The 13,051-nt window shown below is 56.2% G+C and carries 10 protein-coding genes; all 10 read right to left on the reverse strand.

Annotation, left to right across the window (positions count from 1 at the left end; genetic code table 11):
• Positions 1-10 precede the first annotated feature (10 nt).
• Positions 11-481 carry a 30S ribosomal protein S7 gene (rpsG, locus tag PverR02_RS28485; protein ID WP_002555493.1) on the reverse strand — a complete coding sequence of 157 codons (471 nt, stop codon included), beginning with the start codon at positions 479-481 and terminating at the stop codon, positions 11-13.
• Positions 482-599: 118 nt separating this feature from the next.
• Positions 600-971, reverse strand: a complete 372-nt coding sequence (rpsL, locus tag PverR02_RS28490) for a 30S ribosomal protein S12 (RefSeq protein WP_002555494.1) — start codon at positions 969-971, stop codon at positions 600-602.
• Positions 972-1,188: 217 nt separating this feature from the next.
• Positions 1,189-5,388 carry a DNA-directed RNA polymerase subunit beta' gene (rpoC, locus tag PverR02_RS28495; RefSeq protein WP_017848799.1) on the reverse strand — a complete coding sequence of 1,400 codons (4,200 nt, stop codon included), beginning with the start codon at positions 5,386-5,388 and terminating at the stop codon, positions 1,189-1,191.
• 64 nt (positions 5,389-5,452) lie between these two features.
• Complete coding sequence (gene rpoB, locus PverR02_RS28500; RefSeq protein WP_017848798.1) at positions 5,453-9,526, reverse strand: DNA-directed RNA polymerase subunit beta; 4,074 nt, start codon at positions 9,524-9,526, stop codon at positions 5,453-5,455.
• Between the two features lie 219 nt (positions 9,527-9,745).
• Positions 9,746-10,111 (reverse strand): 50S ribosomal protein L7/L12, encoded by a 366-nt coding sequence (gene rplL / locus PverR02_RS28505; RefSeq protein WP_017848797.1) that lies wholly within the window; start codon positions 10,109-10,111, stop codon positions 9,746-9,748.
• 78 nt (positions 10,112-10,189) lie between these two features.
• Positions 10,190-10,690, reverse strand: coding sequence for a 50S ribosomal protein L10 (rplJ, locus tag PverR02_RS28510; protein WP_016969477.1), 501 nt, complete (start codon positions 10,688-10,690; stop codon positions 10,190-10,192).
• A 199-nt stretch (positions 10,691-10,889) separates the two neighbouring features.
• Positions 10,890-11,585, reverse strand: a complete 696-nt coding sequence (gene rplA, locus PverR02_RS28515) for a 50S ribosomal protein L1 (RefSeq protein ID WP_003232403.1) — start codon at positions 11,583-11,585, stop codon at positions 10,890-10,892.
• Entirely contained in the window at positions 11,585-12,016 is a 432-nt protein-coding gene (gene rplK / locus PverR02_RS28520) for a 50S ribosomal protein L11 (protein WP_003176435.1), read from the reverse strand. Before rplK ends, rplA begins: the two co-directional genes overlap by 1 nt.
• A 116-nt stretch (positions 12,017-12,132) precedes the next feature.
• Positions 12,133-12,666 (reverse strand): transcription termination/antitermination protein NusG, encoded by a 534-nt coding sequence (gene nusG / locus PverR02_RS28525; RefSeq protein WP_003176436.1) that lies wholly within the window; start codon positions 12,664-12,666, stop codon positions 12,133-12,135.
• A 9-nt stretch (positions 12,667-12,675) separates the two neighbouring features.
• Positions 12,676-13,044 carry a preprotein translocase subunit SecE gene (gene secE, locus PverR02_RS28530; protein ID WP_003194658.1) on the reverse strand — a complete coding sequence of 123 codons (369 nt, stop codon included), beginning with the start codon at positions 13,042-13,044 and terminating at the stop codon, positions 12,676-12,678.
• Between the last annotated feature and the right edge of the window lie 7 nt (positions 13,045-13,051).

Raw genomic sequence — 13,051 nt, forward strand, 5'->3', positions numbered from 1 at the left:
GACGCTGGATTTAGAAGCGGTAGTGCGAGAAAGCCTTGTTAGCTTCAGCCATACGGTGCACGTCTTCACGCTTCTTAACAGCAGCGCCTTTACCTTCAGCAGCGTCCAACAGTTCGCCAGCCAAACGCAGAGCCATAGACTTCTCGCCACGCTTACGGGCGAAGTCTACCAACCAGCGCATTGCCAGGGCGTTACGACGGGACGGACGAACTTCAACCGGAACCTGGTAAGTAGCACCGCCTACACGGCGCGACTTCACTTCGACCAGCGGAGCGATGGCGTCGAGAGCTTTCTCGAAGATTTCCAGGGGGTCGCTGTTCTTGCGTTCTTTAACCTTTTCCAGCGCGCCATAAACGATACGCTCGGCAACGGCTTTCTTGCCGCTTTCCATCACGTGGTTCATGAACTTGGCCAGGATTTGGCTTCCGTATTTTGGATCGTCAAGCACTTCGCGCTTGGCTGCTACGCGTCTTCTTGGCATGGATAAGCCCTCAAACGGTCTTCAGGTTCGCTCGGAATCGGTGCCCTTTCGGGACGCCTCCGACCTTACTCTTATCGACTCAGAAAATAAGATGATTCAGTTTTACAAAAAGCCGCTACTACTTAGGCTTCTTGGTACCGTACTTCGAACGACCCTGGTTACGACCTTTAACGCCGGAAGTATCCAAGGAGCCGCGTACGGTGTGGTAACGAACACCTGGCAAGTCTTTTACACGACCGCCGCGGATCAGTACCACGCTGTGCTCTTGCAGGTTGTGGCCTTCACCGCCGATGTACGAGGAAACCTCGAAACCGTTGGTCAGACGCACACGGCATACTTTACGCAGTGCCGAGTTAGGTTTTTTCGGCGTAGTGGTATACACGCGAGTGCATACGCCACGACGTTGCGGGCAGTTCTGCAGCGCAGGTACGTCGGATTTCTCGACGATACGCTTACGCGGCTGACGTACCAGCTGGTTGATAGTTGCCATCTACTAGCTCCACTGTTGTCTTGCGACGCTATTGTCTTGCAAGAAAAGCAAAATGGCAGGAACGAATTCCCGCCAAATTTAGGGGTACAAGAGTCTAAAGAGGATCTTGCCCCCAGTCAAGGCAAGGCCCCGACCTCCCCTCTCAACGAACCGGGGCAAAACTGCCTCGATCCGACGAATGGGGGCTGCCAGGGCCCAGACTTATTTATCGCAGAACTCAGTTACCGCTTGAGTTCAGCGCTTCGGTCAGTGCAGCTTCCACTTCACTGGCGCTTACGCGCAACGGCTTGTCAGCATCACGGCGGCGCTTGCGCTCGCTGTGGTAAGCCAAACCGGTACCGGCTGGGATCAGACGACCCACAACCACGTTTTCTTTCAGGCCGCGCAGGTAATCGCGCTTGCCGGTTACCGCTGCTTCGGTCAGTACGCGAGTGGTCTCCTGGAAGGAGGCCGCCGAGATGAACGACTCAGTGGACAACGACGCCTTGGTGATACCCAGCAGTACACGAGTAAATTTGGAAACAAATTTCTCGTCGGCTGCCAGACGTTCGTTTTCTACCAGTACGTGAGTCAGTTCCATCTGGTCGCCCTTGATGAAACTGGAATCGCCGGATTCAGCGATTTCAACTTTACGCAGCATCTGACGCAGGATGGTCTCGATGTGCTTATCGTTGATCTTCACGCCTTGCAGACGGTAAACGTCCTGGATCTCGTTAACGATGTACTTGGCCAGCGCACTCACACCCAGCAGACGCAGGATGTCGTGTGGATCGCTCGGACCGTCGGAGATAACTTCGCCGCGGTTTACCTGTTCGCCTTCGAACACGTTCAGGTGACGCCACTTCGGAATCAGCTCTTCATACGGATCGCTACCGTCGTTCGGGGTAATGACCAGACGGCGCTTGCCCTTGGTCTCTTTACCGAACGCGATGGTGCCGCTGACTTCAGCCAGAATCGACGCTTCTTTCGGACGACGAGCTTCGAACAAGTCGGCAACACGCGGCAGACCACCGGTGATGTCACGGGTCTTCGAAGTCTCTTGCGGGATACGCGCGATAACGTCACCGATCGCGATCTTCGCACCATCCGCTACACCGACCAGGGCGTTGGCTGGCAGGAAGTACTGAGCGATTACGTCAGTGCCTGGCAGCAACAGATCCTTGCCGTTGTCATCGACCATCTTCACGGCAGGACGGATGTCTTTACCGGCAGCTGGACGATCTTTCGCGTCGAGGACTTCAATGTTGGTCATACCGGTCAATTCGTCAGTCTGACGCTTGATCGTGATGCCTTCTTCCATGCCCACGTAGGTCACGGTACCTTTCATTTCGGTAACGATTGGGTGAGTGTGCGGATCCCACTTGGCCACGATTGCGCCAGCGTCGACCTTGTCACCTTCTTTAACCGAAATCACAGCACCATACGGCAGCTTGTAGCGCTCACGCTCACGACCGTAGTCATCAGCGATTGCCAGCTCACCGGAACGGGACACCGCAACCAGGCAACCATCCACTCGCTCAACGTGCTTGAGGTTGTGCAGGCGGACGGTACCGCCATTCTTCACCTGAACGCTGTCGGCTGCGGAGGTCCGGCTTGCCGCACCACCGATGTGGAATGTACGCATGGTCAGCTGGGTACCCGGCTCACCGATGGACTGGGCAGCGATAACGCCGACCGCTTCACCGATGTTCACCTGGTGACCACGAGCCAAGTCACGGCCATAGCACTTGGCGCAAATGCCGAAGCGGGTTTCGCAGCTGATCGGCGAGCGAACGATCACTTCGTCGATGCTGTTGAGTTCGATGAACTCGACCCACTTCTCGTCAACCAGGGTGCCGGCAGGAACGATAATTTCCTCGGTACCTGGCTTGAATACGTCACGGGCAATAACACGACCCAATACGCGCTCACCCAGCGGCTCTACAACGTCACCGCCTTCAATGTGCGGTGTCATCAGCAGGCCGTGTTCGGTGCCGCAATCGATCTCGGTTACAACCAGATCTTGTGCAACGTCTACCAGACGACGAGTCAGGTAACCGGAGTTAGCGGTTTTCAACGCGGTATCCGCCAGACCTTTACGAGCACCGTGAGTAGAGATGAAGTACTGAAGTACGCTCAAACCTTCACGGAAGTTCGCAGTAATCGGCGTTTCGATGATGGAACCGTCCGGCTTGGCCATCAGGCCACGCATACCGGCGAGCTGACGGATCTGCGCAGCAGAACCCCGTGCGCCCGAGTCGGCCATCATGTACATCGAGTTGAAAGACTCTTGATCGACTTCTACGCCATGACGGTCGATAACCTTCTCTTTCGAGAGGTTAGCCATCATCGCCTTCGACACTTCGTCGTTGGCCTTGGACCAAAGGTCGATCACTTTGTTGTACTTCTCGCCCTGGGTTACCAGGCCGGAGGCGTACTGGCTTTCGATCTCTTTCACTTCATCGGTGGCAGCACTGATGATGCGGGCTTTTTCATCCGGGATAACGAAGTCGTTAACACCGATGGAAACGCCGGAAATGGTCGAATAGGCAAAACCGGTGTACATCAACTGGTCAGCGAAGATCACGGTCTCTTTCAGACCAACCACGCGGTAGCACTGGTTGATCAGCTTGGAGATCGCCTTTTTCTTCATCGGCAGGTTGACGACGTCGTAAGACAAACCTTTTGGCACAACCTGGTACAACAGCGCACGGCCGACAGTGGTGTCGACGATACGGACATTGCTCACGCTGCCGCCGTCACGGTCGTTCACGGTTTCGTGAATCCGCACTTTGACCTTGGCGTGCAGTGCGGCTTCGCCGGCACGGAACACACGGTCAACTTCCTGCAGGTCAGCGAACACACGACCTTCGCCCTTGGCGTTGATCGCTTCACGGGTCATGTAGTACAGACCCAGTACAACGTCCTGCGACGGAACGATGATTGGCTCACCGTTGGCTGGCGACAGGATGTTGTTGGTCGACATCATCAACGCACGCGCTTCCAACTGGGCTTCCAGTGTCAGCGGTACGTGCACGGCCATTTGGTCGCCGTCGAAGTCGGCGTTGTACGCAGCACAGACCAGAGGGTGCAGCTGGATAGCCTTACCTTCGATCAGTACCGGTTCAAACGCCTGGATACCCAGACGGTGAAGGGTCGGTGCACGGTTGAGGAGAACCGGGTGTTCGCGGATCACTTCAGCGAGAACGTCCCAAACCTCTGGCAGTTCGCGCTCGACCATTTTCTTGGCCGCTTTGATCGTGGTCGCGAGACCGCGCATTTCCAGCTTGCCGAAGATGAACGGCTTGAACAGCTCAAGGGCCATCTTCTTAGGCAGACCGCACTGGTGCAGACGCAGGGTCGGGCCTACGGTAATTACCGAACGACCGGAGTAGTCAACACGCTTACCGAGCAAGTTCTGACGGAAACGACCTTGCTTACCCTTGATCATGTCAGCCAGGGATTTCAGAGGACGCTTGTTCGAACCGGTGATAGCGCGGCCACGACGACCGTTGTCGAGCAGGGCATCGACGGCTTCTTGCAACATACGCTTTTCGTTGCGCACGATGATGTCCGGAGCGGACAGATCGAGCAGGCGCTTCAAGCGGTTGTTACGGTTGATCACGCGGCGGTACAGGTCGTTGAGGTCGGACGTCGCGAAACGACCACCGTCCAACGGTACCAGCGGACGCAGGTCTGGCGGCAGAACCGGCAGAACGGTCAGCACCATCCACTCTGGCAAGTTGCCGGAACCCTGGAAGGCTTCCATCAACTTCAGACGCTTGGACAGCTTCTTGATTTTGGTTTCGGAGTTGGTTTGCGGAATTTCTTCACGCAGACGGCCAATCTCGTGTTCCAGGTCGATAGCGTGCAGCAGTTCGCGGACAGCTTCGGCACCCATGCGGGCATCGAAATCGTCGCCGAACTCTTCCAGCGCTTCGAAGTACTGCTCGTCGTTCAGCAGCTGACCTTTTTCAAGGGTGGTCATGCCTGGATCGATAACGACATAGCTCTCGAAGTAGAGAACGCGTTCGATATCACGCAGGGTCATGTCCATCAGCAAGCCGATACGGGACGGCAGCGATTTCAGGAACCAGATGTGGGCAACCGGCGAAGCCAGTTCGATGTGCGCCATGCGCTCACGACGAACCTTGGCCAGTGCAACTTCAACGCCGCACTTCTCGCAGATCACACCACGGTGCTTCAAGCGCTTGTACTTACCGCACAGGCACTCGTAATCCTTTACCGGGCCAAAGATCTTGGCGCAGAACAGGCCGTCACGCTCGGGTTTGAACGTACGGTAGTTGATGGTTTCCGGCTTTTTAACTTCACCGAACGACCACGAACGGATCATCTCAGGCGATGCCAGTCCAATACGGATGGCGTCGAACTCTTCGACTTGACCCTGGTTTTTCAGCAAATTCAGTAGGTCTTTCAAGGCCTTTCCTCCTGGCGGAGCAGAGAGCGGGCCAAATAGCCCCGCTCTCGATTCGCGTCACGTGTTATTCGGTTTCCAGATCGATATCGATGCCGAGGGAACGAATTTCTTTGATCAACACGTTGAAGGACTCGGGCATGCCCGGCTCCATACGGTGATCGCCGTCCACGATGTTTTTGTACATCTTGGTCCGACCGTTCACATCGTCCGACTTCACTGTGAGCATTTCTTGCAGAGTGTAAGCAGCACCGTATGCTTCCAGTGCCCAGACCTCCATCTCCCCGAAACGCTGACCACCGAACTGAGCCTTACCACCCAGCGGCTGCTGGGTAACCAGGCTGTACGAACCGGTAGAACGAGCGTGCATCTTGTCGTCTACCAAGTGGTTCAGCTTCAGCATGTACATGTAGCCAACAGTAACCGGGCGCTCGAACTTGTTGCCGGTGCGGCCGTCGAACAGCTGCATCTGGCCGCTTTCGGGCAGGTCTGCCAGTTTCAGCATGGCCTTGATTTCGCTTTCCTTGGCACCGTCGAACACCGGGGTAGCCATTGGAACGCCGCCGCGCAGGTTCTTCGCCAGATCCAGGATTTCCTGGTCGGAGAAGGTATCCAGCTCTTCTTTGCGGCCGCCGATCTCGTTGTAGATCTCGTGCAGGAACTTGCGCAGGTCAGCAACCTTGCGCTGCTCTTCGATCATACGGTTGATCTTCTCGCCCAGACCTTTGGCCGCGAGGCCCAGGTGGGTTTCGAGGATCTGACCAACGTTCATACGCGAAGGTACGCCCAACGGGTTGAGGACGACGTCGACCGGGGTGCCATTGGCATCGTGCGGCATGTCTTCAACCGGCATGATCACGGAGACCACACCCTTGTTACCGTGACGACCGGCCATCTTGTCGCCCGGTTGGATGCGGCGACGGATTGCCAGGTAAACCTTGACGATTTTCAGCACGCCTGGAGCCAGGTCATCGCCCTGCTGCAGTTTGCGCTTCTTGTCTTCGAACTTGTCGTCCAGCAGACGGCGGCGATCGACGATGTAGGCCTGGGCCTTCTCGAGCTGCTCGTTCAGAGCGTCTTCAGCCATGCGCAGTTTGAACCACTGGCCGTGCTCAAGACCGTCGAGGACTTCGTCGGTGATGTCCTGACCTTTCTTCAGGCCCGCGCCGCCTTCGGCCTTGTGGCCTACCAGAGCGGAACGCAGACGTTCGAAGGTCGCGCCTTCAACGATACGGAACTCTTCGTTCAGGTCCTTGCGGATCTCGTCGAGCTGGGTCTTCTCGATGGACAGTGCACGAGCATCACGCTCAACGCCGTCGCGGGTGAAGACCTGTACGTCGATGACAGTACCTTTAGTACCGGTCGGTACGCGCAGGGAGGTGTCTTTAACGTCGCTGGCTTTTTCACCGAAGATGGCACGCAACAGCTTCTCTTCCGGAGTCAGTTGGGTCTCGCCTTTCGGAGTGACCTTACCGACCAGGATGTCGCCTGCGCCAACTTCAGCACCTACATAAACGATACCGGCTTCGTCCAGCTTGTTCAGTGCAGCTTCACCCACGTTCGGGATGTCTGCAGTGATTTCCTCTGGCCCAAGCTTGGTATCACGCGCCACACAGGTCAGTTCCTGGATGTGGATCGTGGTGAAGCGGTCTTCTTGAACCACACGCTCGGACAGGCAGATGGAGTCTTCGAAGTTGAAGCCGTTCCACGCCATGAACGCGATACGCATGTTCTGGCCCAGCGCCAGTTCACCCATGTCGGTGGACGGGCCGTCAGCCATGATGTCGCTGCGCTGAACGCGATCACCCTTACGCACCAGCGGACGCTGGTTGATGCAGGTGTTCTGGTTCGAGCGGGTGTATTTGGTCAGGTTGTAGATGTCGACACCGGCTTCGCCAGTTTCAACTTCGTCATCGGCAACACGCACCACGATACGGCTGGCATCAACGGAGTCGATCACGCCGCCACGACGAGCCACGACGCAAACGCCGGAGTCACGGGCTACGTTACGCTCCATGCCGGTACCTACCAGCGGCTTGTCAGCACGCAGAGTCGGTACAGCTTGACGCTGCATGTTGGAACCCATCAACGCACGGTTGGCGTCATCGTGCTCCAGGAACGGGATCAGCGACGCGGCGACCGAAACTACCTGCTTGGGCGATACGTCCATCAAGGTGACGTCTTCCGGCGCCTTGACGGTGAACTCGTTCAAGTGACGAACAGCTACCAGCTCGTCGACCAGGACCTTCTTCTCGTTCATCGTGGCCGAAGCCTGAGCGATCACGTGATCGGCTTCTTCGATGGCGGACAGGAATACGATCTCGTCGGTGACCAGAGCGTCTTTCACCACACGGTACGGGCTCTCAAGGAAGCCGTACTGGTTGGTGCGCGCATAGGCGGCCAGGGAGTTGATCAGACCGATGTTCGGACCTTCCGGCGTTTCGATCGGGCAAACACGACCGTAGTGCGTCGGGTGTACGTCACGGACTTCGAAGCCAGCACGCTCACGGGTCAGACCGCCCGGGCCCAGTGCAGATACACGGCGCTTGTGGGTGATCTCGGAGAGCGGGTTGTTCTGGTCCATGAACTGCGAGAGCTGGCTGGAACCGAAGAACTCTTTCACCGCCGCAGCCACTGGCTTGGCGTTGATCAGGTCTTGCGGCATCAGGCCTTCGCTTTCAGCCATCGACAGACGCTCTTTGACCGCACGCTCAACACGTACCAGGCCAACGCGGAACTGGTTCTCGGCCATTTCGCCTACGCAGCGAACACGACGGTTACCCAGGTGGTCGATGTCATCGACGATGCCTTTGCCGTTACGGATGTCGACCAGGGTCTTCAGGACCGCAACGATGTCTTCCTTGCACAGCACGCCCGAACCTTCGATCTCGGTACGACCGATACGACGGTTGAACTTCATCCGGCCGACCGCAGACAGGTCATAGCGCTCAGGGCTGAAGAACAGGTTGTTGAACAGGGTTTCGGCAGCGTCTTTGGTCGGTGGCTCGCCAGGACGCATCATGCGATAGATCTCGACCAGCGCTTCCAATTGGTTGCTGGTGGAGTCGATCTTCAAGGTGTCGGAGACGAACGGACCGCAGTCGATATCGTTGGTGTACAAGGTCTCGATGCGAACAACCTGGGCCTTGGCGATTTTTGCCAGGATCTCGGTGTTCAGCTCGGTGTTGCACTCAGCCAGGATTTCGCCTGTGGCCGGGTGAACGATGACCTTGGCGGTCGTGCGACCCAGGACGTAGTCCAGAGGCACTTCCAGCGACTTGATACCGGCTTTTTCGATCTGGTTGATGTGGCGCGCAGTGATACGGCGGCCGGCTTCAACGATGACCTTGCCATTTTCGTCCTGGATATCCAGGACAGCAATTTCACCACGCAGACGCGAAGCGATCAGTTCCAGGCTGAGGGTTTCGTCCTTCAGGCTGAACACGTTGGTGGTGTAGAAAGCATCAAGCACTTGCTCAGTGGTATAGCCGAGCGCGCGCAGCAGTACCGAGGCCGGCAGCTTGCGACGACGGTCGATACGCACGAACACGCAGTCTTTCGGGTCGAACTCGAAGTCCAACCACGAACCACGGTACGGAATGATCCGCGCGGAGTACAGGAGCTTACCGGAGCTGTGCGTCTTGCCGCGGTCGTGGTCGAAGAACACGCCCGGGGAACGGTGCAGCTGGGAAACGATAACACGCTCGGTACCGTTGATAACGAAGGTACCGTTTTCAGTCATCAGTGGGATTTCGCCCATGTAGACTTCTTGCTCTTTGATGTCCTTGATCGCTTTGTTCGACGATTCTTTGTCGAAAATGATCAGACGGACTTTTACCCGCAAAGGTACGGCGTACGTAACACCGCGCAACACGCATTCTTTGACATCAAATGCCGGTTCGCCCAGGCGATAACCGACGTACTCCAGCGCAGCATTGCCGGAGTAGCTGATGATCGGGAAAACGGATTTGAAGGCCGCATGCAGGCCCACGTCGCGGAACTGATCTTTGGTCGCTCCCGCCTGCAAGAATTCACGATACGAATCCAGCTGGATAGCCAGAAGGTACGGGACATCCATGACGTCCGGCAACTTGCTAAAGTCCTTGCGGATACGTTTTTTCTCAGTATATGAGTAAGCCATCAGCGTTCCCCAGCTTGGTCACCTGCTTGTTTGGCCCTCCCGACGGGAGCAGCCAGAAAATCTTGCAAACCCCTTGGTTTGCACCACCGCACCGGGTGGCTACAGCACGTTAATGGCGGCGACCGAGTCGACAGCCAAGAACGGAAAAAGGCCGGTGGCAAGAGCCACCAGCCATCAGCCTTCAGCTTAACGCTTGGGCTGGAGACGCAAGGTCGATGCTTACTTCAGCTCGACTTTAGCGCCTGCTTCTTCCAGAGTTGCTTTGGCTTTGTCAGCTGCGTCTTTGGCAACAGCTTCCAGAACCATGGCAGGAGCGCCGTCAACTACAGCCTTGGCTTCTTTCAGGCCCAGACCGGTCAGTTCACGAACTGCCTTGATCACGTTTACTTTCTTCTCGCCAGCTTCCAGCAGCATGACGTTGAATTCGGTTTGCTCTTCAGCAACAGCAGCAACAGCGGCTGGGCCAGCGGAAGCAGCGGCAGCAGAAACGCCGAATTTTTCTTCGAAAGCTTTGATCAGCTCAACAACCTGCAGAACCGACATTTCAGCTACGGCGTTGAGGATATCTTCTTGGGAGATAGACATTACTGTATTTCCTGAATTGGGGGACGGCCTACGCGGCCATCGAAATAAACAAAAATACGCGAGAGAAAATGCTCAGCCTTAGGCTGCGGCAGCTTCTTTTTGCTCGCGAACTGCAGCCAGAGTACGAGCCAGCTTGCTGGTAGCGCCTTGAATCACGCTCATCAGTTGCGAAATAGCTTCGTCACGGGTCGGCAGTGTTGCCAGTACGTCGATTTGGTTAGCTGCGAGGAACTTGCCCTCGAACGCAGCTGCCTTGATCTCGAACTTGTCCTGACTCTTGGCGAACTCTTTGAACAAACGGGCAGCAGCGCCTGGATGTTCTTTGGAGAACGCGATCAGAGTCGGGCCGGTGAACACGTCGTTGAGGACACTGTATTCAGTGTCAGCAACAGCGCGCTTGAGCAGGGTGTTACGTACAACACGTACGTATACGCCAGCTTCACGAGCCTCTTTACGGAGTCCGGTCATAGCGCCTACTGTCACACCACGGGCATCAGCCACGACAGCGGACAGAGCAGCTTTGGCAGCCTCGTTGACTTCAGCGACGATGGCCTTCTTGTCTTCGAGATTAATTGCCACGGGTTTAACTCCTGCTTGTTACCGTTTCATCTGGCCGAAGCCGGATGTCGTTTTGGTGTCTGATTCGGTAAGGAACCGGGAGCACCATCTGCGTAGGCTTGAGGTTTAAGACTTGCGTCGCCTACGGTCTTGGATAGCCCCCGCCAGGCAGGGACCCCAATTTTTTCAATTGGCGCGATCGCTCACGCCAACTTGTGTCTTATACGTCCAGCGAGCCTTGGTCGATGACCAGACCTGGGCCCATAGTGGTGCTCAGGGTAACGCGCTTGACGTAGATGCCTTTCGAGGAAGCTGGTTTGATACGCTTCAGATCAGCGATCAGGGCTTCAACGTTTTCCTTCAGCTTGACGGCATCGAAGCCGACTTTGCCAACGGAAGTGTGAATGATGCCGTTTTTGTCGGTGCGATAACGAACCTGACCAGCCTTGGCGTTTTTAACCGCGGTAGCGACGTCTGGGGTTACGGTGCCGACTTTTGGGTTAGGCATCAGGCCACGTGGACCAAGGATCTGACCCAACTGACCTACAACGCGCATTGCATCCGGGGAAGCAATAACGACGTCATAGTTCAGGTCGCCGCCTTTCATTTCGGCAGCCAGGTCGTCCATGCCAACGCGATCGGCGCCGGCGGCCAGAGCAGCTTCAGCTGCTGGACCTTGGGTGAAGACAGCAACACGTACAGTCTTGCCAGTACCGTGTGGCAGCACAGTAGCGCTACGAACGACCTGGTCGGATTTACGTGGGTCAACACCCAGGTTCACAGCAACGTCAACCGACTCGCTGAACTTGACAGTCGACAGCTCGGTCAGCAGGGCAGCAGCGTCTACAAAGTTGTAGGCCTTGCCTGCTTCGATTTTGCCGGCGATAGCCTTTTGGCGCTTGGTCAGCTTAGCCATTACACACCCTCCACGTTAAGGCCCATGCTACGAGCAGAACCGGCGATGGTACGCACGGCTGCATCCATATCAGCTGCAGTCAGATCCGCGTTTTTGGTTTTCGCGATTTCTTCCAGCTGAGCACGAGTCACGGTGCCAACCTTAACGGTGTTAGGACGAGCGGAACCGCTAGTCAGACCAGCAGCTTTCTTCAACAGAACCGAAGCCGGGGTCGACTTGGTTTCGAAGGTGAAGCTACGGTCGCTGTATACAGTGATGATCACTGGAGTCGGCAGACCCGGCTCAAGACCCTGAGTACGGGCGTTGAAGGCCTTGCAGAATTCCATGATGTTCACGCCGTGCTGACCCAGAGCTGGACCGACGGGTGGGCTAGGGTTGGCCTGAGCGGCCTTCACTTGCAGCTTGATGTAAGCGGTAATCTTCTTGGCCATGAGGCACTCCAATTACGGGTTCGAACGCCTCGAAAGGCTCCCCGGTTACTTGCGCGTTTATCCCAGTGACGACAAAACCCCACAGCCTAGGCTGCGGGGTTGGGATGCTTGCTCAGTTAGACCTTTTCGACCTGACTGAACTCCAACTCTACCGGAGTAGAGCGTCCGAAAATGAGCACTGCCACTTGGATCCGGCTCTTTTCGTAGTTAACTTCTTCGACGGTGCCGTTGAAATCAGCAAACGGACCATCGGTGACACGAACAACCTCACCTGGCTCGAACAACGTCTTCGGCTTAGGCTTGTCGCTACCGTCAGCAACACGACGCAGAATCGCTTCTGCTTCTTTGTCGGTGATCGGAGCAGGCTTATCGGCAGTACCGCCAATGAAGCCCATGACACGAGGGGTATCCTTGACCAAGTGCCAAGTACCTTCATTCATGTCCATCTGAACCAGCACGTAGCCTGGGAAGAACTTGCGTTCACTCTTGCGCTTCTGCCCATTCCGCATTTCAACCACTTCTTCAGTGGGAACCAGAATTTCGCCGAAGCCATCTTCCATGCCTGCCAGCTTTACGCGCTCTAGCAAAGAGCGCATAACATGCTTCTCGTAACCCGAGTAAGCATGCACAACGTACCAACGCTTAGCCACGGGACACCCTTAGCCAACAATCAAGGAAACAAGCCAGCCGAGCAGGGAATCAAGCCCCCACAACAGCAACGCCATAACCAGAACAACAGCCACAACAATCAACGTGGTCTGCGTGGTTTCTTGGCGAGTCGGCCAAACGACTTTACGAATCTCGGTGCGAGCTTCCTTTACCAGGACCGCGAAAGACTTGCCTTTGGCAGTCTGCAGGCCTACAAAGGCAGCTACAGCAGCGAGGGCGAGCAAAGCGAGTACGCGGTACAGGATCGGCGAAGCAGAATAGTACTGATTGCCAACAACGCCTACGACCACCAATGCGACTACAGCGAGCCACTTGACCAGATCGAAACGAGAGCTTTGAGCTTCAGCCTTAGGAGTCATCTATGAA

Origin of the sequence: Pseudomonas veronii (assembly GCF_002028325.1) — a bacterium.
Taxonomy (GTDB): Bacteria; Pseudomonadota; Gammaproteobacteria; order Pseudomonadales; family Pseudomonadaceae; genus Aquipseudomonas; species Aquipseudomonas veronii.

Excerpts from the sequence above, each read along its gene's own strand:
- rpsL (WP_002555494.1), bottom strand. The coding sequence starts at position 971 with ATGGCAACTATCAACCAGCTGGTACGTCAGCCGCGTAAGCGTATCGTC.
- rpoB (WP_017848798.1), bottom strand. The coding sequence starts at position 9,526 with ATGGCTTACTCATATACTGAGAAAAAACGTATCCGCAAGGACTTTAGC.
- rpsG (WP_002555493.1), bottom strand. The coding sequence starts at position 481 with ATGCCAAGAAGACGCGTAGCAGCCAAGCGCGAAGTGCTTGACGATCCA.
- rplL (WP_017848797.1), bottom strand. The coding sequence starts at position 10,111 with ATGTCTATCTCCCAAGAAGATATCCTCAACGCCGTAGCTGAAATGTCG.
- rplA (WP_003232403.1), bottom strand. The coding sequence starts at position 11,585 with ATGGCTAAGCTGACCAAGCGCCAAAAGGCTATCGCCGGCAAAATCGAA.
- rplK (WP_003176435.1), bottom strand. The coding sequence starts at position 12,016 with ATGGCCAAGAAGATTACCGCTTACATCAAGCTGCAAGTGAAGGCCGCT.
- secE (WP_003194658.1), bottom strand. The coding sequence starts at position 13,044 with ATGACTCCTAAGGCTGAAGCTCAAAGCTCTCGTTTCGATCTGGTCAAG.